General features: G+C 36.9%; 21 protein-coding genes. 5 read left to right on the forward strand and 16 right to left on the reverse strand.

Annotation, left to right across the window (positions count from 1 at the left end; all coding sequences use genetic code 11):
* Positions 1–14 precede the first annotated feature (14 nt).
* Positions 15–2,177 (forward strand): ferrous iron transport protein B, encoded by a 2,163-nt coding sequence (feoB, locus tag OCV67_RS03905; protein ID WP_147642553.1) that lies wholly within the window; start codon positions 15–17, stop codon positions 2,175–2,177.
* A gap of 65 nt (positions 2,178–2,242) precedes the next feature.
* The gene (locus OCV67_RS03910) at positions 2,243–2,422 is read left to right on the forward strand and encodes a FeoB-associated Cys-rich membrane protein (protein ID WP_147642554.1); all 180 of its coding nucleotides are present in this window, start codon (positions 2,243–2,245) and stop codon (positions 2,420–2,422) included.
* A gap of 123 nt (positions 2,423–2,545) precedes the next feature.
* On the opposite strand, the gene OCV67_RS03915 is transcribed toward OCV67_RS03910, so the two are convergent.
* The 16 genes from OCV67_RS03915 to OCV67_RS03990 form a co-directional block, all read right to left on the reverse strand.
* Positions 2,546–4,438, reverse strand: a complete 1,893-nt coding sequence (locus OCV67_RS03915) for a protein kinase domain-containing protein (protein ID WP_147642555.1) — start codon at positions 4,436–4,438, stop codon at positions 2,546–2,548.
* 204 nt (positions 4,439–4,642) lie between these two features.
* Positions 4,643–5,908 carry a methionine gamma-lyase family protein gene (locus tag OCV67_RS03920; RefSeq protein WP_147642556.1) on the reverse strand — a complete coding sequence of 422 codons (1,266 nt, stop codon included), beginning with the start codon at positions 5,906–5,908 and terminating at the stop codon, positions 4,643–4,645.
* Entirely contained in the window at positions 5,901–6,683 is a 783-nt protein-coding gene (locus OCV67_RS03925; protein ID WP_147642557.1) for a GNAT family N-acetyltransferase, read from the reverse strand. Before OCV67_RS03925 ends, OCV67_RS03920 begins: the two co-directional genes overlap by 8 nt.
* Complete coding sequence (locus tag OCV67_RS03930; protein ID WP_178084986.1) at positions 6,680–7,699, reverse strand: M42 family metallopeptidase; 1,020 nt, start codon at positions 7,697–7,699, stop codon at positions 6,680–6,682. The genes OCV67_RS03925 and OCV67_RS03930 overlap by 4 nt, the downstream gene beginning before the upstream one ends.
* Positions 7,692–8,717 (reverse strand): zinc-binding metallopeptidase family protein, encoded by a 1,026-nt coding sequence (locus OCV67_RS03935; RefSeq protein ID WP_178084987.1) that lies wholly within the window; start codon positions 8,715–8,717, stop codon positions 7,692–7,694. Before OCV67_RS03935 ends, OCV67_RS03930 begins: the two co-directional genes overlap by 8 nt.
* Before the next feature lie 2 nt (positions 8,718–8,719).
* Positions 8,720–10,108, reverse strand: a complete 1,389-nt coding sequence (gene murD, locus OCV67_RS03940; protein WP_147642558.1) for a UDP-N-acetylmuramoyl-L-alanine--D-glutamate ligase — start codon at positions 10,106–10,108, stop codon at positions 8,720–8,722.
* Positions 10,109–10,175: 67 nt separating this feature from the next.
* The gene (locus OCV67_RS03945; RefSeq protein WP_147642559.1) at positions 10,176–10,760 is read right to left on the reverse strand and encodes a hypothetical protein; all 585 of its coding nucleotides are present in this window, start codon (positions 10,758–10,760) and stop codon (positions 10,176–10,178) included.
* A gap of 17 nt (positions 10,761–10,777) precedes the next feature.
* Positions 10,778–11,089 (reverse strand): cupin domain-containing protein, encoded by a 312-nt coding sequence (locus OCV67_RS03950; protein WP_147642560.1) that lies wholly within the window; start codon positions 11,087–11,089, stop codon positions 10,778–10,780.
* A gap of 208 nt (positions 11,090–11,297) precedes the next feature.
* A complete protein-coding gene (locus tag OCV67_RS03955; protein ID WP_147642561.1) occupies positions 11,298–12,572 on the reverse strand; it encodes a replication-associated recombination protein A in 1,275 nt (424 codons plus the stop codon).
* A 61-nt stretch (positions 12,573–12,633) separates the two neighbouring features.
* On the reverse strand, positions 12,634–13,887 hold the full coding sequence (gene glyA, locus OCV67_RS03960) for a serine hydroxymethyltransferase (RefSeq protein ID WP_147642562.1): 1,254 nt from the start codon (positions 13,885–13,887) through the stop codon (positions 12,634–12,636).
* Between the two features lie 90 nt (positions 13,888–13,977).
* Positions 13,978–14,286: a DUF6514 family protein gene (locus OCV67_RS03965; protein WP_147642563.1), complete on the reverse strand. Its 309-nt coding sequence runs from the start codon at positions 14,284–14,286 to the stop codon at positions 13,978–13,980.
* A gap of 122 nt (positions 14,287–14,408) precedes the next feature.
* Positions 14,409–15,647: an MFS transporter gene (locus tag OCV67_RS03970; protein ID WP_147642564.1), complete on the reverse strand. Its 1,239-nt coding sequence runs from the start codon at positions 15,645–15,647 to the stop codon at positions 14,409–14,411.
* On the reverse strand, positions 15,647–16,462 hold the full coding sequence (locus tag OCV67_RS03975) for a zinc dependent phospholipase C family protein (RefSeq protein ID WP_147642565.1): 816 nt from the start codon (positions 16,460–16,462) through the stop codon (positions 15,647–15,649). The genes OCV67_RS03970 and OCV67_RS03975 overlap by 1 nt, the downstream gene beginning before the upstream one ends.
* Positions 16,463–16,610: 148 nt before the next feature.
* Entirely contained in the window at positions 16,611–17,363 is a 753-nt protein-coding gene (pflA, locus tag OCV67_RS03980; protein ID WP_147642566.1) for a pyruvate formate-lyase-activating protein, read from the reverse strand.
* A gap of 134 nt (positions 17,364–17,497) precedes the next feature.
* Entirely contained in the window at positions 17,498–19,750 is a 2,253-nt protein-coding gene (gene pflB / locus OCV67_RS03985; RefSeq protein ID WP_147642567.1) for a formate C-acetyltransferase, read from the reverse strand.
* Positions 19,751–20,061: 311 nt separating this feature from the next.
* The gene (locus OCV67_RS03990; protein WP_147642568.1) at positions 20,062–20,499 is read right to left on the reverse strand and encodes an RrF2 family transcriptional regulator; all 438 of its coding nucleotides are present in this window, start codon (positions 20,497–20,499) and stop codon (positions 20,062–20,064) included.
* Positions 20,500–20,693: 194 nt separating this feature from the next.
* On the opposite strand from OCV67_RS03990, the gene hemA reads away from it, so the two are divergent.
* The 3 genes from hemA to OCV67_RS04005 are packed head-to-tail and all read left to right on the forward strand — an operon-like array spanning position 20,694 to position 22,966.
* Positions 20,694–21,830, forward strand: a complete 1,137-nt coding sequence (gene hemA / locus OCV67_RS03995; protein WP_147642569.1) for a glutamyl-tRNA reductase — start codon at positions 20,694–20,696, stop codon at positions 21,828–21,830.
* The gene (locus tag OCV67_RS04000; protein ID WP_147642570.1) at positions 21,817–22,461 is read left to right on the forward strand and encodes a precorrin-2 dehydrogenase/sirohydrochlorin ferrochelatase family protein; all 645 of its coding nucleotides are present in this window, start codon (positions 21,817–21,819) and stop codon (positions 22,459–22,461) included. The genes hemA and OCV67_RS04000 overlap by 14 nt, the downstream gene beginning before the upstream one ends.
* 43 nt (positions 22,462–22,504) lie before the next feature.
* Positions 22,505–22,966 carry a GNAT family N-acetyltransferase gene (locus OCV67_RS04005; protein ID WP_147642571.1) on the forward strand — a complete coding sequence of 154 codons (462 nt, stop codon included), beginning with the start codon at positions 22,505–22,507 and terminating at the stop codon, positions 22,964–22,966.
* Positions 22,967–22,994 lie beyond the last annotated feature (28 nt).

Below are 22,994 nucleotides of genomic sequence, written 5' to 3' on the forward strand. Positions count from 1 at the left end.
GGATATATTGATTTATGGAGATTAAAATTGCACTTGCAGGAAATCCAAACTGCGGTAAAACAACACTTTTTAATGCTCTGACCGGCGCAAATCAATTTGTGGGAAACTGGCCGGGCGTTACAGTTGAAAAGAAAGAGGGTAAGCTAAAAGGTCATAAAGATATTGTTATTACTGACCTTCCGGGTATATATTCACTTTCTCCCTACACCCTTGAAGAGGTCGTAGCCAGAAACTACCTTATAGGAGAAAGACCGGACGCTATTTTGAACATTATTGATGGTACAAACCTTGAAAGAAACCTTTATCTTACAACACAGCTAGTAGAATTGGGAATCCCTGTTGTCATTGCGGTAAATATGATGGACATTGTAAGAAAAAACGGAGATAAAATTAATATTGCACAGCTTTCTAAAGAGCTTGGATGTGCAGTCTGCGAAATCTCCGCATTAAAAGGCACCGGTATTAAGGAAGCTGCAGAAAAAGCAGTTGCAGCAGCAAAAGCTAAAGAAAGCACTGTTCCTCAGCACAGTTTCTGCGGATGCGTTGAACATGCGATCGCACATATTGAAGAAGCATTTTTACATAATGTTCCTGAAGAACAGCAGAGATGGTATGCTATAAAAATATTTGAACGTGACGATAAGGTTCTGGAACAGCTTTCAATTCCTGAAGATGTCAAAAATCATATTGAAGAGGATATCGCTTCTGCCGAAAAGGAAATGGACGATGACGCAGAAAGCATTATTACCAATGAACGTTATATTTACATAAGTTCAATAATAAAGGGTTGTTACAAAAAGAAAAATAAAGGCGGACTTACCGTATCTGATAAAATAGATAAAATAGTAACAAACCGTTTCCTTGCATTGCCGATTTTCGCAGTAGTTATGTTTATCGTTTATTATGTATCTATTACTACAGTAGGCGGTTGGGCTACTGACTGGACCAATGACAGTTTGTTTGGTGAAGAAAGTTGGAGTATTCCTACACTTCTGGGCAATTTGCTTGATAAGCTCAACTGTGCTGACTGGCTTTATGGCTTAATAATTGACGGTATTGTCGGCGGTGTGGGCGCAGTACTGGGATTCGTACCTCAAATGCTTGTCCTGTTTATTTTCTTAGGATTCCTTGAAGCATGCGGATATATGGCAAGAGTTGCATTTGTAATGGATAGAATTTTCCGTAAATTTGGTCTTTCAGGTAAATCCTTTATTCCTATGCTTATCGGTACAGGATGTGGAATTCCGGGAATCATGGCAAGCCGTACAATTGAAAATGAACGTGACCGTCGTATGACGATTACAACAACTACTTTTATTCCATGCGGAGCAAAGTTACCGATTATCGGACTTATCGCAGGAGCACTTTTCGATAACTCCGGCTTAATTGCAGCATCTGCATATTTTGTGGGGATAGCAGCTATTATAATTTCAGGTATTATGCTTAAGAAAACTAAAATTTTTGCTGGAGATCCGGCACCGTTTGTAATGGAACTTCCTGCATATCACCTTCCAACAGTAGGAAACGTACTTCGTTCAATGTGGGAAAGAGGCTGGAGCTTTATCAAAAAAGCCGGTACAGTTATTCTCCTCTCAGCTATTGTACTTTGGTTCCTACAAAGCTTTGGATGGGAAAATGGCTTTGGCATGGTCGAAGATCTTGATAATTCCGTTCTTGCAAAAATCGGTAAGGGATTTGCATGGATATTTGCACCTCTTGGATGGGGTGAATGGAAAGCTGCTGTTGCTACTGTTACAGGTCTTATTGCAAAAGAAAATGTTGTCACTACTTTCGGTCAGCTATTCCACTTTGCAGGAGAAGAACTGTCGGAAAACGGTGATGAGATCTGGAGTGAAGTTTCAACATACTTTACAGCTCTTTCAGCTTACTCATTCTTAGTATTCAATCTACTCTGTGCACCATGCTTTGCCGCAATGGGTGCTATCAAACGTGAAATGAACAGTGCTAAGTGGACATTGTTCGCAATCGGATATCAATGTGTATTTGCTTACGCTGTTTCATTGATAATTTATCAGGTAGGCAGTATTTTTACAGGAAACGTAAATGTTTTCGGTTTAATTGTTGCACTGATCCTTATAGCATTTATTATATACATGCTAGTAAGACCGTATAAGGAAAGCAATAAGCTTACCGCAAAAGTAAGAATCAAATCATAAACAGTAATTATATAAACGGGCGGTAATTTTTACTGTCCGTTTAGCATATATTCAGAGGTGAGATTATGATTAATTTTTTAGTAAATAATATCGGCACAATTATCGTTGCCTTGATTATTTTAATAATCGTTTCTTTAATTATAACAAAACTAATCAGAGATAAAAAGAAAGGCAAAAACTCCTGCGGATGCGGATGTGAAAATTGTCCAAGTGCGGGAATATGTCATAAAATAGATAAAACTTAAAATCATAAATAAATGCTTGCAAACTAAACTACGGAATTTATGTTTGCAAGCTATTTTTTATGTTATTCATGTTTATTAACGTATAGTATACAAAAAAACAAGCCCATAAAGGGCTTGTTTTAATTACTCAACTACCGCCTGCGAATCATTGTTCACAGGTTCCTCAGGATTATCAGCCAGAGCCTCTGTAGGTTCTTCCGTTGGCTCTTCTGTAGGAGCCTCTGTAGGTTCTTCTGTTGTTTCTTCAGGATTATCAGCATAATAAATCGTCAGAACTTCATCAGAATCCAAATCTATTTCACTTCCCGGATCAGGTGAAACACGTATTACATATCCGTTTTCATAATCAAAATTGATTTCAGAAACCTTAGTATACTCTATTCCACGTTCTTCTACAAGTTTAATATAATCATCAAGCTTCCAATTTTCAAATTCAGGAACATAAGCTCTGGTTTTACCGCTGCTGACCTTAACTTTAATTGTCATGCCTTCTTTAATAGGCTGACCTATTTCAATTTCCTGCCAGAAAATAATTTCTTTCGGATAATCGGCATTTTCTTCATAAGTAGCTTCTAAAGTTACATTATATTTCTTTTCAAAATTTTCCTTTATATCCTCATATTTTTTATTTACAAGGCTAGGCATTTTATTATCAGCTTCCGTTTCTTTTGTTTCTTCCTCAGTTATCTCTACAATATTATCCGTAACGGAGCTGCTGTCAGTCATGCTGCTTACTGTATCACGAATATTTGAATTCTCATTTCCACCGCCGAAAAGCTTTACCATAATTACAATGATTACAAGAATAATGGCAACCAACAAAACGCCTATAATTATCGGCATTTTTACTTTATCAAACGCAGATAAATTTTCATCTCCGCCTTCGACATCTCCATCGTCATAATCATCATAGTCATCGTAATCATCATAATCGTCATCATAATATTCATCATTCTGATTATAATCGTCATAAGGAGCATTATTCGCCATTTCCTGACTGCTTTCCATTATTCCGTTACGTGAAAGCGACAATGTCTGAGTCTTGCTGAATCCGGCAGCAGGCTGATCAAATAGTCTTGTTACTAACTCAGTTATAGTCGGTATTCTGTCTTCGCCGAGGATATTCATACCGTCCATAATAACATCAGAAACATGCTTTGGTATATTTGGATTAAGCTCCTGAGGAGTATACAGATTATCTCCTTCAAGCCTGATATTTGCAGGATCAGGTTTTGAACCGGTAAGTATCCTGTACAATACAGCACAGATACCGTATACATCTGTCCACGTTCCCTGACGACTTGCAGCTGAATACTGTTCAGGCGCTGCGTACCCGGGGAAAATTTCCGTTTTCAATTCAGTATTTATAGTCCGAACACCTGATATGCAAAAATCAGTCAGCTTAAGCTCGCCTTTATCGGTAACATAAATAGTTTCCGGACTGATTCCTCTGTGCAGAACTCCGGCATTATGTACAAGACTTAATGTTGTAAACAGCGGCGGAAACATTGCCGATACTTCACTCCAGCTAAGTTCTCCTGCATTTTCTTTCAAGTAATCAACCAGTTTAACTCCCTCTATGTATTCGTAAACCGCATATGTTGTATTATTTTCAGCAAACAAATCCAAGGTCGGAGTCAGATGACTGCTCAGGCTTCTCATTTTAGCTAAAGACTTATTCAGTTCAGTATATTCAGCCATTAATGCTTTATACTGTGCAAGATTATTATAATTAACACTGATAGTCGGTTTCCCTTTTACTCTCACGCAAAGTCCGTCAGGCATATATTCGTTAAGCAATACCTTGCAGCTTACTGCCGTATCATAAGCAATATACGTTGCTCCTTGTCCGTTTGAACTAAGAAGCTGTCCTACGAGATATCTTTCATGAAGTATAGTTTCAGGAGCTATATATGCAGGAAGATACGGCGTGTTTTCAACATAACCGCACTTCGGACAAACCCGTGATGTACCCTTATATTCCATACATCCCATACAAAGTTTATTCTCAGACATTAAAAGCCTCCATAAGCAAATTTAATTTATTGCAGTTTAATTTCTAGTGTTTTATCAATACCCTAAATTATTTTATCAGTTATCCGGTTAGTTGTCAATATTTTAGCCGCCTAAACCTTCAGTTGTTTAAGAATTGTATTAATTCTGTAATCTTTTTTAATCATTTATAAATAGAAAAAAGAAAATTTTGTAAAACTATATCAGTTATATTTTTATAAGACCATCATTTACCATTTCCTGTACAGCAAGCATTACTCCTGTTTTTCCGCTTGAATAAGTTATACCTCCCTGCATCCATACTGCATATGGATCTCTTATAGGAGCGTCTGCTGAAAGTTCGATAGAAGCTCCCATTGTAAACGCTCCTGCCGCCATAATAACCTGACTTTCATATCCGGGCATGTCCCATGCTTCCGGAGTCACAAATGAATCAACAGGCGATCCCTTTTGTATACCACAGCAAAAGGCTTTCAAAAGTTCAGGATTTCCTAGCTTTACAGCGGTAATAATATCGCTTCGTTTTTCACTTTTTGACGGAAAGCTTTCAAATCCCAGCAATGAAAAAATACTAGCGGCAAAGTCTGCCGTTTTAACAGCATTCGCAACTATTTCAGGAGACATAAAAAATCCTAAAAACATTTCACGGTTCTGAGATAGCGTACAGCCGACCTCTTTGCCCATTCCCACACATGTGAGACGATAAGAACACAATTCCACTAGATCCTTATTACCGGCAATATAACCGCCTGTTCTGGCAATACCGCCGCCGGGATTTTTTATAAGCGAACCGACAATTAGATCTGCACCGACTTCAGTAGGTTCTTTTACGTCAACAAATTCACCATAGCAGTTATCGACCATTATTACTGCGTTTGGATTTATATTCTTGACAGTCCTGCATATATCTTTTATATCGTCAATACTCAGTGCCGGACGAAGAGAATATCCCCTCGATCTTTGTATGTATGCAACCTTAGCGTCCGATATTTCTAAAGCAATTTTATCTAAATCAGGTTTACCATCTGACATTAAGTCAACCTGTTTATATTTAACACCATAATCTATAAGCGAACCACTGCCTTTAGTTCCAGCAATACCTATTACTTCTTCTAAAGTGTCATAAGGCGCTCCCGTAACAGATACCATTGTATCTCCGCTTCTTAAAACTCCCCATAATGCAGTAGACAACGCATGAGTTCCGGACACAAAATTATGTCTTACAAGTGCATCCTCAGTACCGAAAGCCTGTGCATAGACCTTGTCAAGCGTTTCACGTCCCATATCGCCATAGCCATATCCTGAGCTTCCGTAAAAGCACTGTTCACTGACTCTGTTATTAATAAATGCCGACAGAACTTTAGCCGTATTATATTCCTTTATTTTGTCAGTTACGGAAAAATCACACAGTTTCTCCGCTTTATCTGCAAGCTCAATGATCTTTGAATCAAATCCAAAAAAATTATTAGTCATTAGTATTTAATTTTCCTTTCTCAGCGCTTTCGTTTTTATTGTCTATCTTCTCAAGAACATATTCGCTGGCATTTACTTCAAATCCAATTTCACGGTAAAAGCTTTCCCGTGTATCAAGCGCATTTAAATATGCCGTTTTATTTTGTTTTTCAAGATAACATGCCAGCCATTTTAAAAATTTACGGGCATATCCGCTTCCTCTGGCTGAAAGTCTGGTAGCAACCTGTCCCACTAAAACAGTACCGTCAATATCGTAAACTATTGAAGCTGTAGTACTGTTTTTATATACAAATACATGGCTTATACCATGACGCACTCTATGAGAAGTATCTGTTAGCCAGAGCGGATATTCTAAAAGATTCGGAAATCCCTCTGACAGTATTTCATAAACTTCATCAAGCGGCGGATCAAATTCAATATCGTTTTCATCTACATCAATATTTTTATCTCCGGTAAGCCTGAACCATGTTCTGTGCAGACTGTGATAGCCGTCGATTCCAAAAAGCATATTTAAAGCGTTCTGATTTCCCTCAATTCTAAATGGCTGATGCATAGCTGCAAAACCGCAAAGCTCCTCTTTTTCAAAATTGCTGCCGCTTATAAGAAGAGTAGAATTAATGATAAGCAATACCGAACCCGACTCATTTACATAAAAACGGCAGAAATCGTAATCCGTTCCATAAGCTTCAAGATAGCTGAGCATTTTTTTCCCCAGATGCGTTTTGGAAAGCGCTTTGCAGTCAATATCATTCCTGTCGCTAATACGGCGTATCATAAAACAGCCACCTTTTTCAACAGTGCTTTTACCATTTCATAGCATGACACCAAATCATCCTTTTTAACAACGCATGACGGCGAATGTAAATATCTGCACGGTGCGGAAACGGCAATGGTTCTGACTCCGTTTCCCGATACATGAACTGCTCCGCTGTTATTTCCTCCGGCAATCATAGTTTTAGTTTGACACTTTATATTTTTTTCCTTTGAAATTTCAAACGCATAATTATAAAGCTCTCTGTCATACATAGTACTTCTATCCATAAATGACACTACAGCGCCATCACCCAATCTGCAAACTTTTTTATTGTCAGGAACGCCTTCTATATCAGCTGCAGTAGTAGCTTCAACGATTATTGCTATATCGGGATCTACTCCGAATGCCGCTGTTTTTGCACCACGCAGTCCGATTTCTTCCTGTACCGTAAATGTAAAGTATGCGTCATACTCAAGATCTGATTTTATCAATTCAATTAGCAAAGCGCATCCGAACCTGTCGTCAAGCGCTTTTGACTTTATCATGTTATCTCCGAATTCAATATAATCAGAAGAAAAATAAACTATATCGCCCGGCATTACATACTTCTTAGCGTCATCTGCATTTTCAGCGCCAAAATCAATATAAAGACTATCAATCTCAGGCTTTTTCTCACGTTCATCTTTTGAAAGCTTATGAATTGCTTTAGCTCCTGCCACTCCGGCAAGTTTTTCTCTGCCGACTATTACCTGTCTGCCGATTACAACAGAAGCATCTACTCCTCCGACTGTATCAACTGTCAGTGTCCCATCACTTTGAATTGACGTAACAATTAATGCAACTTCATCCATATGAGCGTCAAGCATAATTTTTTTCTGAGGTACTTTTTTACCTTTTTTAAATGCAATTATATTTCCCAGATTATCAATGTGATACTCCGCATATTCTTTAATTTCATTAATTATATATTCCCGTACTGCATCTTCATTGCCCGATGTACCGTTTAGCAGACACAATTCCTTTAAATTATCAAACATTGCTTACACTCCTTATATAAGCGGCAATAAGTCTGCCGGTATTTTCAACATCGTCGATCTGAATGATCTCAGACGGAGTATGCATATATTTCAGCGGTATTGAAACTGTACATGCCTTGCAGCCTGTTTTGTTCACACTGAACTGATCTGCATTTGTAGAAGTCAATCCGTTCATGACCTCCAACTGATAAGGAATATTTTCATTTATGCTGATTTCTATAAGCTTATCAGATATCTCCCGTGAAAGGGACGGTGAAATACCGATCATAGGGCCTTGTCCCATTTTTCCGCATTCAGATTCTTTATCGCCAATACAGTATGCAAAGCTTACATCAACTGCAAGCGCAATATCCGGATCAATATCAAAGGCAGCAATTTTAGCGCCTCTCTCCCCTAATTCCTCCTGAGAAGAAAAAACTACAGAAAAACTACACTCGTATTTTTGATCACTTAAAAGCTCCAACGCATACAAAATTGAAGCCACACCGCTTCTATCGTCCAGCGCCGGACCTGTAATACGGTCATTTAAAAGTTCCTTTGGCATTGATGCAAAGGTTATTCTATCACCCGGTTCAACAATATTTGACACTGCTTCAAAGCTCATACCGGTATCAATATAAAAATCCTCAATTTTGTTTATTTTATTATCACTGCCTGACAAATGCGGAGGAGTTGAACATACAACTCCTGCAAGTTTTTTCTTCCCGTGTATACACACCTGCTGTGCCGGAAGAAGACGTCTGTCTATTCCGCCCACATTTGAAAATCCAATAAATCCACTTTCATATATATTTGTAACTATCAATCCTACCTGATCAATATGAGCATCAATTAATATATGAGGCGTACCGTTTTTTCTATTTCCGAAATTACCAATCACATTTCCGTTTTTAATATAACAATTATCAGTATAATTTTTCAGATATTTCAAAGCATACTGTGCTGCAAATCTTTCCTCTCCGGACACCCCGTCAGCAGATGATAAATCAAATATTACATTTTTCAGTTCAAGACTCATTATTAAAGCTCCTTTACAAGATTCTTATAATGAATTCCACGTGCTTCAAAATTAGGATACATATCAAAGCTTGCACAAGCCGGAGACAATGTTACGACATCGCCGCTTTCTGATATTTCCCTTGCTTTCTGCACTGCTTCTTCCATACTTGAAACATGATAAATTTCCAGATTTTCTGAATTATATGACGAGCATTCAGTTACAGCTTTCTCAATTTTTTCAGCCGTAACTCCCATAAGGATCAGCTTTTTTACCTTTTGATTTACTGTTTCCGCCATAGGTTCAAAAGGTATTTTTTTATCATATCCTCCGGCAATAACTATTAACTTCTGATCAAAAGAATTGAGTCCTGCAAGAACACGTGTAGGGCTTGTAGCGATACTGTCATTATACCACTTTATTCCGTCAAGTTCTCTTACAAATTCAATTCTATGTTCAACTCCGCCGAAATTTTCAGCCATATCTCTTATATCTTCAAGTGAAACTTCTCCCCATACTGCACTGATTGCCGCAAGGTAATTTTCAACATTATGAATGCCCGGAATCCTTATGGTATCTTTGTGAAGAATCTTTTCAGTAATGCCATAATTATTATAGCATAAATAACCGTCATCAGAAAGAAAAGCACCGCATTCCGGTACATCTTTCCTTGAAAATTTAACAAGATGACCTCTTACTATACTTTCAAGATCATTAGTTGTTTCATTATCAAAGTTAAGTACAGTCTTACTAAAAGCATTCTGATGAATAATAAGATTTTTCTTACTGTCAATATATTCTTCCATTGTACCGTGAACATCAAGATGATTAGGCGCAATATTTGTAATCACTGCCACGTCCGGAGATTTTCTCATTGAAATAAGCTGAAAGCTTGAAAGTTCCACTACCGCCGCATCATTCTCATTTATTTCTTCAATAAGAGGAAGCAGCGCTTTACCTATATTTCCGCCCTTATACACCTTTTTACCGGATTTTTCTAGAAGTCCGGCAATTATTGTAGTCGTTGTAGTTTTACCGTCCGAACCTGTTATCGCATATATTTTACAAGGACATAAATCAAAAAACACTTCCATTTCAGAAGTTATAACTACACCCTTTTTTCTTGCATCTGCAAGCTTCGGATTGTTGAAATACATTCCGGGCGATCTGAAAACAACATCAAAATCAGTAAGAGTATCCAGATAAGCGTCGCCCAGACAGAATTCTGCGCCAAGGCTTTTGAGCTGATTATAAACATCTCCCATTTTGTCAGGATCTTTTCTATCGCATATAGTTACCTGAATTCCTTTTTTGAGAAATAATTTAATCAAATCTGTATTTGTAACTCCAACGCCGATAAAAGCAATTTTTCTGAATTTCATTTCATAAAAAAAACGTTCTATTTTACTCATAAATAAACTCCAGTCTGAAATATTTTGAATTCTTTTCTATTATATACATTTTCGGGAAAAATAGCAACTATTTTTTATCAGAATCTTTCTTAGTACCGCACAGTCTCCTGCATAATACCGACAATATCAGATAAGTAACTGCTCCAAGCACTCCAGACACGATATCTCCCATTGTATTTGAATTACTTCCCTGCATATTTATATTTAAAATATTATCCGCAGTAAACTCATATATTTCCCAAAATCCGGCGCATGCCGATGAAAAGAAAAATGAAAATGCCAGCATGACAGGTATATCTTTTTTGATACTGCGCTTTTCAAATATAAAAGAAATAATGATCATTCCCGCTTCAGCCAATAAAATACCGCTCAGATAATGAACAAATCTATCATAAAAACCAATATATTTGTAAAGGTTAATTACTGAACCCAAAGCAGCAGCAAAAATATCAAATAATATTGCAAGAACAAAAAATCGTTTCGGAAATTTCCATGTCACTGCTGAAACTATAACAACTGATACAAACGATCCGATAATCTTAACGGAAGTTGTTTCAATAGACGTAAAGACTGATAAAATTGTACAAATTACAGTAATCAAAAGTCCCGCAGCTGAAATAATTAATCTGAATTTCATATCTTTGCTTTTCATACAAACCCTCCTTTTTATTACTTTTCAACAGATATTCCCACCATAACAGTTTCCTCATCAATATTATTCCATACCGAATGACTAACTGTTCCTTTAACTAAAAAAGACTCATCTTTTTTCAGTATTATTATTTCTTTACCGTAATTTATCTTTGCCTCACCCGAAGTTACAATAAATAAATGGTCATGAGAATGAGTATGAGGTTCAGTAGGACCACCGCCCTCTTTTTGCAAATAAGCTATTGAAACGTCCTTTATCTTTCCCGAATTTCCGAATAATTTTTTTGCAAGAAAATTCACATGATCAGGCGGTATCATAAATTCATTCATAAAATACTCCTAAAATTCTACTTTCAATCTTTGTTTTTCTTCCTCAATGACAGCAATTCACGTATAAGTATAGGAAGAAGCAATATAACGGATATCACCAACCATACAGCAAATACCTTTTTGCTTATAAAAAATAAACGATCAAATATACTTAAAATTATAATAGAAAGAATACCAGCTATACCAATATAGCTTACTATTTTTTTAATCATTTTTTCTCACCGCCTTTTATCTTATCCCAGTACATTTTAGCAGACTGTTCCTGCTTATTATCTCCGTATCTATAATAAACCTTTCCTTTCAAAGCATCCGGCATATATTGCTGCTCTATCCAATGATTGGGATAATCATGGGGATACTTATAAAACTGTCCCTTAACTTTAACGTCATCACCGTCAAAATGCTTATTTTGAAGACATCTTGGGAAATTAATCGCCAATCCTTTGTTTACATCATCCATAGCCGAATTTATCGCTTCGTAGGCGCTGTTCGACTTAGGTGCAGTAGCAAGGAGAACTACTGCCTGCGCCAAAGGAATTCTTGCTTCCGGTAGCCCTAACTGCATGGCGGAATCAACACATGATTTTACAATAGTGACCGCATTTGGATATGCAAGTCCCACGTCCTCGGACGCAATGACAAGCAATCTTCTTGACAATGAAATAATATCTCCTGCCGCCATAAGTCTTGCGGCATAATGCAAAGCAGCATTTTCATCTGAACCTCTGATAGATTTTTGCAAAGCAGAAAGTATATCGTAATGCTGATCGCCGTCACGGTCATATTTCATATTGCTTCTCTGCGCAAGTGCCGAAACTGTTTCCATAGTAATTTTAACAAAATCCGGATAAATTTCTCCTGCAAGCGTACTGAGTTCTACAGTATTGACTGCTTTTCTCACATCTCCTCCGCAGCTTACTGCTATATGCCTAATTACATCATCATCAAGTTTATAATTTACACCGTTTTGTTCTGACAGCAAAGTGAATGCTCTAAGTACCGCCTTTTCAATTTCTTCCGACTCAGGAGGTTTAAATTCAAAAACTGTAGAACGGCTGATAACCGCATTAAATACTGCAAAATAAGGATTTTCAGTAGTTGACGCAATAAGAGTGATCTGACCGTTTTCTATATATTCCAATAAACTCTGCTGCTGTTTCTTATTAAAATACTGTATCTCGTCCAGATACAGCAGAATTCCATCAGCACCGGCAAAAGTACCTATCTCGGAAATGACATCTTTAATGTCGGCAATAGAAGCAGAAGTACCATTTAACTTATGCAGCGACATATTAGTATTTTCAGCAATAATTCTCGCAACTGTAGTTTTTCCTGTACCTGAAGGACCGTAAAAAATCATATTAGGTATATGGCCGCTTTCAATAATACGTCTCAACGGTTTCCCGTTTCCAATCAGATGCTGTTGACCTACGACTTCATCAAGAGTTTCAGGACGTATCAAATCTGCCAGTGGGGTATTCATAAACTTCACCTCTTTTGAAAAAACAGCGGCAGTTATAAAACCGCCGCTTAAAGCTTTTATATTATTCGTACAACGGATATTTTGTACAGATTTCAGTAACGCCCTCACGGATAAAGTCAGCTTTGTTTTCAAAATCCTTAGCTGCAAGGTAAATATATTCTGCAATTTTTTCCATTTCAGCTTCACCAAGACCTCTGGTAGTAACTGCGGGAGTACCAATTCTCAGACCGCTTGTAACAAACGGCTTTTGAGGATCATTCGGAATTGCATTTTTATTTACTGTAATATAAACTTCATCAAGACGGTGTTCCAGTTCCTTACCGGTTATATCAAAAGGACGAAGGTCAACCAGCATAAGGTGATTATCAGTACCGCCTGAAACAAGATCGAAACCTCTTTCAACAAGTCCCTTTGCAAGAGCCTGTGCGTTCTTTACAACCTGCTGCTGATAGGTTTTAAATTCCGGTTTAAGCGCTTCTCCAAAGCATACTGCCTTGCCGGCAATCACATGCATAAGCGGACCGCCCTGTATTCCCGGAAAAATTGACTTATTGATCTTCTTAGCAAGTTCTTCGTCATTTGTAAGAATAAGACCGCCTCTGGGACCTCTTAATGTCTTGTGAGTTGTAGTTGTAACAACATCTGCATAGCCCACAGGTGACGGGTGACAGCCTGCCGCAACAAGACCGGCAATATGAGCCATATCAACCATTAAGTAAGCTCCTACAGATTTAGCGATCTCAGACAGACGCTTGAAATCAATAATTCTAGGATATGCACTTGCACCTGCAACAATAAGCTTCGGCTTATTTTCCTTAGCCAGTTCCTCTACCTTGTCATAATCAATTTTTTCATCATCGCCCAGACCATAAGAAACGAAATTAAAATATTTTCCTGACATATTAACCGGTGAACCGTGAGTCAGATGTCCGCCGTGAGCAAGGCTCATACCTAAAACCGTATCGCCTGGTTCAAGCAGTGCAAAATAAACGGCTGTATTAGCCTGCGCACCCGAGTGAGCCTGAACGTTTGCATATCCGGCACCGAAAAGCTTTTTAGCTCTTTCAATTGCAATATTTTCTACAATATCAACACATTCGCATCCGCCGTAATAACGCTTTCCCGGATATCCTTCCGCATATTTGTTTGTGAGTACTGAGCCCATTGCAGCCATTACTTCAGGTGAAACAATATTTTCACTGGCAATAAGCTCCAGATTTCTTTTTTGTCTTGCAAGTTCCTTTTCCATAGCCTGTCCCACTTCAGGATCAGTCTTAGAAAGAAAACCAATTGTATCCATCAGATTATCGTACATACTAAAATTCCTTTCAAGTTTAATAGTAATATTATACACTAATAAAATCCAAATTTCAATACCATAATCCGAATTATACAATTTTTTTCTTTAAATCGTTTTTCTCAGGAAACAAAGCGCCGCATTATAAATCAAAGCCGGTTTGATATTATTTCTTACAAGCAGTTCTGCAAAACTTACTGCTACTCTAACATCGTCTGAAAAATCATCAATAGTTTCTTTGAATTTAATCAGACCTTTTTTCATTTCAGCCTCAATGCCGTATGTAATCTTTTCATTACCATACTGAATAACTTTTGTAGACGTTACTCTGTAAATTACTCTGTTTCCTCCCAGAACTTCCATATAGTTTGTTTTTTCCTTTGAAATTATTTTTTCTCTTTTTAATGTTGCCTGCATGTTTTTTACCGTCCTTTCTTTTAAGTAACTAAATTATAACATGAAACCCCGTTTATTTAAACGGGGTTTTTTTAGAATATTTTGTTGGTTTAAGTTGGAATTTTGATAAATTAATAAGTAGTTTAATTGCTGTGTTTCCTAAACGAAAGCTGAAATAGAATTAATCCCACTGCAAAAAACAATGCCAATGCGCCAATTCCCAAATTTGCATTTCCTGTAAGCTGCGAAACCAAACTGATCGTTGTTGTTCCAATGAAAGAAGCACCCTTACCACAGATATCCATTACTCCAAAATATTCTCCTGATTTTTCCGGCGGGATCATTTTGGCAAAATGACCTCTTGACAAAGCCTGTATACCTCCCTGAAACATACCGACCATCAATGCCAGTATCCAAAAATGCAGCTGTCTTGACATAAAAATAGCAAAAATTGAAATAAAGAAATATGCACAAATGCAAATTGAAATTAACAGCCTTGAAGAAAAGTCCCGGGAAAGGCGTCCAATCAAAATTGAACTTGGAAACGCTGCGATCTGTGTAACCAAGAGCGCTATTAGCAATCCGGTGCTGTCTAATCCCAGTGCAGAACCGTAAACTGTTGCCATTTCAATAATTGTATATACGCCGTCAATATAAAACAAAAAAGCAAGCAAAAATAAAAATATCTGTTTATTTGCAGCAATTTCCTTCAAAGAATTCCATAAGTTATGAAATGTACTCTGAATTCCAAAACGACTGTCCTCAGCATAATATCTCTGGCGATAAATACGCAGTAACGGTACGGAAAAAATTATCCACCAAATGGCTATAACCGCAAACGATATAATCATTGCAGTATTAATAGACAATCCAATTATATCTGATCCCAATACGAGAGTAAGACATAGCAGAAACGGTATACAGCTGCCAATATATCCCCAAGCATATCCTTGTGCCGAAACCCTGTCCATACGATCAGAGTCAGTAATATCCGGAAGCATGGAATCATAAAAAATCAAACTTATTGAATAGCTCACCTTTGCCAATGCAAATACAATTAAAAATAACAGCCACTTTTTAAATAATCCAAGACACAAGCATCCCACAGCGCCAATTAAAACGGACACCAAAAACAACGGTTTTTTTCGTCCTTTTTTATCCGAAACTGCGCCTAAAACCGGACCGGTCAGAGCAACTATAAGCGTAGATACAGAAACAGCATAACCCCAATATGCAACCGAATCCGAAGAATTAACACCGACTTGTTCTGCCAGACCATTAAAATAAATCGGAATCAGTGTAGAAACAAGAAGAATAAACGCTGAATTTCCCACATCATATAAAATCCAGTTTCGCTCTGCCTTTGACAGCTTAAATTTCATTATACTTCACTTCCTTGATATTGAGAACCGAAAGAATAAGAATACCAGTTCCTCCAAGGTAAATCCGCAAATAAATTATCCTTATATTCATTAATCATAGTAACTGCTTTATCTAAAGCATTAATATAAAGTCGGCAAAGTTTTTTATTACTGTCAGAACAATTTAAATTAGGCGTCAGATTCATGACAAGTCCATGCATCTCCTTATCGTTGCCTGTAGCTTTTAAAAGCGTATAAATAAATTTTCGTTTAGGTCTATGAGGTGCGATTAAAAGGTGATTATAAAAAATCATAGAATGCATTGCTTTCTGTATTTGAAGTGCATTAACATTTGGAAAAAAGTCCGATATAATACGTGCGTTTGACAAACCTGGCTTTATATGCTTTGTAAGAATCTGAGTCAGCGGATTCTTTTTATCATGCACCAGCAAATATCGGTCAAATTCCACTTCAATTTCTGCATGACGTATTCCGCTTTGTCTTATTTTAGCGCTGATATAGCCGTGACATTCCCTATCCAAAGCAAAATGACAAAGGAATCCATAAATATAAGCAAAATGCGCTGCCGGATTTTCTGATCCCATAGCTGTTTTACCAAACTTTGAAAAAACAAAATACCCTGATTTATCGTGCATAGAATAACCTATCCGATTTACTTTATTAGAAAACAAGGGGTAATAATAAAACAAAATATCAGGGCCATGCAGTCCAATGTCAAACAGACTTTTGTACGGTTGAATTTCAGAACGGATTTTTTCAGGCAGACGGCGATATACCTGTTGTCCGAAGCGGTAGTGTGCATAGGTTGACGGCATAATATTCTCCTTTATTTATATACAATAAAATCTACATATAATTTATTATACTTAGCAGAGCTTATATTATACTATTACAGAAGAAAATGGGTATAAAAAATATGGAGTAAAACTCACCATAAAAACTGGTTTTTACTCCAAATTCTGATTACTTATACATAGAAGTTTTAAGCTTTTTATTCGCATTAGATATACGTTCCTTATCTGGAGGACATACACCGTTAAGCGAATACGGGATACCTAAAGTTTCCCACTTAAATGCACCTAGTGTATGGTAAGGAAGTACTTCCACACGTTCAACATTATCAAGCGTATCAATAAATTCTGAAAGCTTATCAAGATCTTCATCAAAATCGCTCAGCTGAGGTACAAGTACATGACGGATCCATACAGGTTTTTTTATTTCAGACAAATATTTTGCCATATCAAGAATATTATCATTACTAAATCCAGTAATATAGCTATGACGTTCATTATCCATTTCTTTTATATCAAGCAGAAAAAGATCCGTATAGTTCATCAATTCATTAAATTTTGAGAAAAACGGTTCATCGCGTGTAAAAGGATTTCCGGCGGTATCAATAACGGTATGCACGCCGTATTCCTTTGCTCTTCTGAAAAAATCTATCAGGAAGTCAATATGCAGAAGAGGTTCTCCGCCGCTTACTGTTATTCCTCCGGAATCTTTCCAGTAGTTTTTGTAGCGCAGTGCACGTTTTAACAGTTCATTTGAAGTCATTTCTTCACCGTCATTCATATTCCAAGTATCCGGATTGTGACAGTATTTGCAGCGCATATTGCAGCCCTGTAAAAAAACTATAAATCTTACTCCGGGTCCATCGGCAGCGCCGAAACTTTCAATTGAGTGAACCCGGACTTTCTGTACATCATTCTGATCCATCACGATTCCTCCATATTATTTTATACCTTGCGCTACAGCAAATGCACAAAGTATAATCATTATTATACAACGCAAAGTCTCTCCGCATCAGCGGGGAGACCTGCATTAATATTATTTCATTTTTTATTATTTTATTACATCGTTTCATGACATGTTCTTGAAATAACATCAAGCTGCTGTTCACGGGTAAGGTCGATAAACTTAACTGCATAACCGGAAACACGGATAGTAAAGTTTGCGTATTCTTCCTTTTCAGGGTGTTCCATAGCGTCAATAAGCTTGTCTTTGCCGAATACGTTTACATTAAGATGATGTGCCCCCTGATCAAAGTAGCCATCAAGAATATTTACAAGATTTGTAACCTGCTCGGACTCTTCATGACCCAAAGCGTCAGGATTAATTGTCTGTGTATTTGAAATACCGTCAAGTGCATATTCGTAAGGCAGCTTTGCAACGGAATTAAGTGAAGCAAGCAGTCCGTTCTTTTCAGCGCCGTATGATGGATTTGCACCGGGTGCAAGCGGTTCGCCGGCTTTTCTTCCATCCGGAAGTGAAGCTGTAGCCTTGCCATAAACAACGTTTGAAGTAATGGTAAGGATTGAGGTTGTAGGTTCTGAATCACGGTATGTATGGCACTGTTTAATCTTTCTGAGGAAAGTTTTCAGCAGCCATACTGCAATTTCATCAGCACGGTCATCGTCATTGCCGTATCTTGGGAAATCGCCTGTAGTTTCAAAATCAGTAACAATACCGTCTTCATCACGAATAGTCTTAACCTTAGCGTATTTAATAGCGCAAAGTGAATCAACAACATGTGAGAAACCTGCGATACCTGTGGCAAATGTACGTCTTACATCCGTATCAATAAGAGCCATTTCGGCAGCTTCATAGTAGTACTTGTCGTGCATATAATGGATAAGATTCAATGTATGGACATAAATGCTTGCAAGCCAGCTCATCATGTCGTCAAACTTTGCCATTACCTCATCATAATCAAGATACTCCGAAGTAATAGGAATATATTTCGGCCCTACCTGTACCTTTGTCTTAGCGTCAACACCGCCGTTTATTGCGTACAGAAGACACTTTGCAAGATTTGCACGTGCACCGAAGAACTGCATTTCCTTACCCGTCTGAGTAGCAGATACGCAGCAGCAGATAGCATAATCATCGCCCCACTCAACACGCATAACTTCATCGTTTTCATACTGAATAGAACTTGTACGCACAGAAATAGCGGACGCATAACGTTTAAACGCCTCCGGAAGATTTGATGAATAAAGAACCGTAAGATTAGGTTCAGGTGAAGGTCCCATATTTTCAAGCGTATGCAGAAAACGAAAATCGTTCTTAGTAACCATATGGCGACCGTCAACGCTCTTTCCGGCAATACTCAGCGTTGCCCAAACAGGATCTCCTGAGAACAGTTCATTATATGAAGGAATACGTGCAAACTTAACCATGCGGAACTTCATAACCATATGGTCGATAAGCTCCTGAGCTTCTGATTCTGTAAGCTTTCCTTCGTCTAAATCACGCTGAATATAAATATCAAGGAATGTAGAAATACGTCCAACGCTCATTGCAGCGCCGTTTTGTGTTTTGATTGCTGCAAGATAACCGAAATATAACCACTGGCATGCTTCACGTGCGTCCTTGGCAGGAGCTGAAATATCAAATCCGTATGATTCTGCCATTACTTTCATTTCTTTAAGCGCTTTTATCTGCATGCTTATTTCTTCACGCTGTCGGATAACGTCGTCACGCATTTTACCGTTTCCGCAGAAAGCAAGATCCTTGGACTTTTCCTCAACAAGCATATCAATACCGTAAAGAGCAACTCTTCTGTAATCGCCCACGATACGTCCTCTTCCGTATGTATCTGGAAGACCTGTAATAATCTTGTTCTTACGGGCTGCACGCATTTCAGGCGTATATGCGTCGAATACGCCCTGATTATGCGTTTTATGATATTCTGTAAATATTTTATGAAGTTCAGGACTTGGAGTATAGCCATAAGTTTTACAAGCTTCTTCAGCCATTTTTATTCCGCCGAAAGGCATAAATGCACGTTTAAGAGGCTTATCTGTCTGAAGACCTACGATTTTTTCAAGATCTTTCATACTTTCATCCAGATATCCCGGCTTATGCGATGTGATTGTTGAAACAATTTCTGTATCCATATCAAGAACGCCGCCCTTGGCACGTTCTTCTTTCTGTAATTCCTTAAGTTTTCCCCAAAGCTTATTTGTAGCTTCAGTCGGACCGGTTAGAAATGATTCATCGCCGTCATAAGGAGTATAATTGTTCTGAATGAAATCACGGGTATTGATTTCTTCCATCCACTTTCTTCCTTTAAATCCATGCCACTGTTCAAAGTTTGCCATATTATAACCTCCTATTTAATAAAACAGCCTTAAGCTGTAGTCAGCAATATTTTATACTGTAAATCTATGATATGCAATATATTCAAATAAGTTAGCTTTTGCTAACCCAATAATATAACTGCAATTTGTTATATGGTTTTATCCCTCATCTCAACATTAACATTGTAACATCTGAGCACAAAAAAGTCAATATTAATATTTATCAAAATGTTCTCCATATAACAATAATATTTAGTATAAAATAGGAATTATTATTATTTTTTTAACTAACCTCTGAAGTATAGTCGATTTGTTAATTATGACGTTTGGGTCTAAATCACATAATCATCTCCACGGTTATTTCCCGAATGCATTAATATATCCTCAATAGTAATGTTATCCACGACATTGCAAATGGCACTGTATAGCTGCTCCCATACAAATAATGTGCTGCATTCCGATGCACGTCCGCAGGTATTAACATTGTCCTCAAGACATGAAACCGGAGCTAAACTTCCTTCCGTCAAACGCAAAATCATACCTACTGTATAGTATTTAGGCGGATTGGTAAGCTTATAGCCTCCCTGCGCACCCCTTACGCTTTTTACAAAACCTGCACGACTCAGAAGAATAACTATTTGCTCCAGATATTTTACACTAATGTTCTGACGTGCGGCAATCTCTTTAAGAGGAATAGCAGATCCGTTATCGTTTGCTGCTATATCACACATCATACGAAGTGCGTAGCGTCCTTTTGTAGAAATTTTCATTTTTACATCCTTTCCCATAAGTTTAATACTACAATTCACAGCTATTATATATTATATACCTCTGATACATAAAAGTCAATCTTTTAACTGCCTCTAAATATTACCATAATAAACGGGAAGTATTGAAAAAAATGAATTTATATGATATTATTAATAACAGTTTATTTAACTTAAAGCGAAAGCAGTGATAATAATTGTTCTGTACCAGTATAAACTATAAAAGTGCTGATGCCGAAATGCGCAAAAATTTTGCATTTTCTCTCGATATACAACGTGAATTTATGTCTGAACTTATGAAGGCAAAATGTATTTCTCAATGTGTAATTTTATGTACATGTAACCGTACTGAAGTATATTTCTGCGGCAGTCCTGCGGCGCCTGAATACGTTGACAAGCTTCTTGCAGAATACAGTAAGATACCGAAAGAAATTTTCTCTGCTAAAAAAAGATTTTATCAAGATGAAAAATCCATTATACATCTTTTTAAAGTTGCCAGCGGAATTGACTCTATGGTCATAGGTGAAGACGAAATACTGGGGCAAACCAAAAAAGCTTACCATTCAGCTAAAGAAGCAGATACCGTATCACATGAATTAAATATCATATTTCAGTCCGCTATTGCATGTGCAAAAAAAATTAAAACGGAAACTGCTTTATCGAAAACCTCTGTTTCGATTGCTTCGCTGGCTGCAAACGAAGCTGTTAAACTTGGTGGAAATATAAATGTTCTTTTAATCGGCGCAACCGGAAAAACCGGTACTACAGTACTAAAAAATTTAATATCGCATAAATCCATAAATATAACAATAACTTTAAGAGAACATAATCCTGACTTTAAAATAGCTGCAAATCCCAGTATCAATGTAATTAATTATTCACAGCGATATAAATATATAAGCGACGCTGACTGCATTATCAGTGCCACATCAAGTCCTCATTATACTATAACCCTTTGCGAACTTCAAAAATATTTAAACAAAAATAAAAAACGCTTATTTATTGATCTTGCAGTACCGCCGGATATTGACAGCAGTATTTCATACTTAAACGACGCAGAACTTATCGGAATCGATTATTTTGAAAAGCTGTCTGAAAGCAACAATATCTTAAAAATGAACAGTGTTGACACTGCGTGTGAGATAATTGCCAAAGAAACGGATACACTGAAAAAAGAACTTTATTTTCATAACTTTTTGCCGTACATTGAATCAGTAAAAAAAGAAATCCGTTCAAAGCCTTTCGAGGATATTATCTATAAATTCAAGTCGGAAATGAATGCTGAACAATTTGCCGAGGTTTTAAGAATCATGAAACTATATGGAAAGCAGTGATACTATGGGGTACTTCCCTTTTTTTATTGATATTAAAGGCAAAAAATGCATAATTGTCGGTGGCGGAAACGTTGCGGCTCGAAAAATCGAAAAGCTTCTTCCCTTTGAACCGGACATTACCGTAATTGCCCCTGAAATTTCTGATGACATTACAAGTTTAAACGGTATAAAAATTATTAAAAGAAAATTCAGGGACGAAGATATTGACAGTGCTTTTTTTGTAATCAGTGCGTCAGACGACGAGCAGCTTAATGCACATATATTTAAACTTTGCAGAAAAAAAAATATTCTGGTGAACACTGTAGATGATCTTGATAAATGCGGTTTTATTTTTCCGGCAGTTGTTCATAAAAATGATATTACCGTCGGGATTTCCACCTCTGGTAAGAGTCCGATATTTGCGTCATATTTACGCATGAAAACGGAAAATATGATTGATGAAAAATGTCTGGAAACTATCGAAATACTAGGAAAATTCCGTGAAAAAATAAAACGGGAAATTTCATCTGAAGCAGTCAGGAAAAAAGCTTTTGAAAAAATATTGAAAATGTGTATTGAAAGTAAAAATTTACCCGATGATATACAGATTTTTAATATGATTGAAGAAATAAAAAAATCTAAATTTTATTAAGTGTAACTTATAAGGTAAATCGAAACTTGAATGGGGTTATAGCATGGACAATATTATTGTAAAATTAGATGAGCAATCGGTAAACGAATTTTGGCAATTAAGAATGGAACTATTGAAAGAATTAGAAGAAATCAATAGAAAAACAGATATTTCTGAGTTGGAATCTGCAACGAAGCAATATTACTTATCGCATATAAACAAGGATTTAATTAGTTGGGGGATATTACACGAGAATAAACTTGTCGCAATAGGCTCTCTATGTTTGTTTGAGCGTATTCCATATGAAGAAAATTTAAACGGATTAGAGGGTTATATATTAAATATATATACTTCTCCAAAATTTAGAAAGCAAAAATTTGCAAATTGTATTTTAAATGAAATAATAAATTATGCTTCAAAAATTCATGTAAAAAGATTATGGCTTAATAGCAGTGAGCAAGGAAAGAAATTATATGTTGAGCGAGGATTTATAAAGAAAGAGAATGAAATGGAATTGTTTTTATAGCAATAAATCCTGATTTATATCATGAACA

This window comes from Porcipelethomonas ammoniilytica, from assembly GCF_025567485.1.
Taxonomy (GTDB): Bacteria; Bacillota; Clostridia; order Oscillospirales; family Ruminococcaceae; genus Porcipelethomonas; species Porcipelethomonas ammoniilytica.

Coding starts and splice junctions, on each gene's coding strand:
- OCV67_RS03990 (WP_147642568.1), bottom strand. CDS start 20,499: ATGAAAATTTCTACAAAAGGACGCTACGCACTTCGTATGATGTGTGAT.
- glyA (WP_147642562.1), bottom strand. CDS start 13,887: ATGTACGATAATCTGATGGATACAATTGGTTTTCTTTCTAAGACTGAT.
- OCV67_RS03950 (WP_147642560.1), bottom strand. CDS start 11,089: ATGAATGAATTTATGATACCGCCTGATCATGTGAATTTTCTTGCAAAA.
- OCV67_RS03975 (WP_147642565.1), bottom strand. CDS start 16,462: ATGCCGTCAACCTATGCACACTACCGCTTCGGACAACAGGTATATCGC.
- OCV67_RS03925 (WP_147642557.1), bottom strand. CDS start 6,683: ATGATACGCCGTATTAGCGACAGGAATGATATTGACTGCAAAGCGCTT.
- OCV67_RS04005 (WP_147642571.1), top strand. CDS start 22,505: ATGGACAATATTATTGTAAAATTAGATGAGCAATCGGTAAACGAATTT.
- OCV67_RS03930 (WP_178084986.1), bottom strand. CDS start 7,699: ATGTTTGATAATTTAAAGGAATTGTGTCTGCTAAACGGTACATCGGGC.
- feoB (WP_147642553.1), top strand. CDS start 15: ATGGAGATTAAAATTGCACTTGCAGGAAATCCAAACTGCGGTAAAACA.
- OCV67_RS03915 (WP_147642555.1), bottom strand. CDS start 4,438: ATGTCTGAGAATAAACTTTGTATGGGATGTATGGAATATAAGGGTACA.
- OCV67_RS03920 (WP_147642556.1), bottom strand. CDS start 5,908: ATGACTAATAATTTTTTTGGATTTGATTCAAAGATCATTGAGCTTGCA.
- OCV67_RS03970 (WP_147642564.1), bottom strand. CDS start 15,647: ATGAAATTTAAGCTGTCAAAGGCAGAGCGAAACTGGATTTTATATGAT.
- OCV67_RS03945 (WP_147642559.1), bottom strand. CDS start 10,760: ATGAAAAGCAAAGATATGAAATTCAGATTAATTATTTCAGCTGCGGGA.
- OCV67_RS03910 (WP_147642554.1), top strand. CDS start 2,243: ATGATTAATTTTTTAGTAAATAATATCGGCACAATTATCGTTGCCTTG.
- OCV67_RS04000 (WP_147642570.1), top strand. CDS start 21,817: ATGGAAAGCAGTGATACTATGGGGTACTTCCCTTTTTTTATTGATATT.
- OCV67_RS03965 (WP_147642563.1), bottom strand. CDS start 14,286: ATGCAGGCAACATTAAAAAGAGAAAAAATAATTTCAAAGGAAAAAACA.
- OCV67_RS03955 (WP_147642561.1), bottom strand. CDS start 12,572: ATGAATACCCCACTGGCAGATTTGATACGTCCTGAAACTCTTGATGAA.
- pflB (WP_147642567.1), bottom strand. CDS start 19,750: ATGGCAAACTTTGAACAGTGGCATGGATTTAAAGGAAGAAAGTGGATG.
- murD (WP_147642558.1), bottom strand. CDS start 10,108: ATGAGTAAAATAGAACGTTTTTTTTATGAAATGAAATTCAGAAAAATT.
- pflA (WP_147642566.1), bottom strand. CDS start 17,363: ATGGATCAGAATGATGTACAGAAAGTCCGGGTTCACTCAATTGAAAGT.
- OCV67_RS03935 (WP_178084987.1), bottom strand. CDS start 8,717: ATGAGTCTTGAACTGAAAAATGTAATATTTGATTTATCATCTGCTGAC.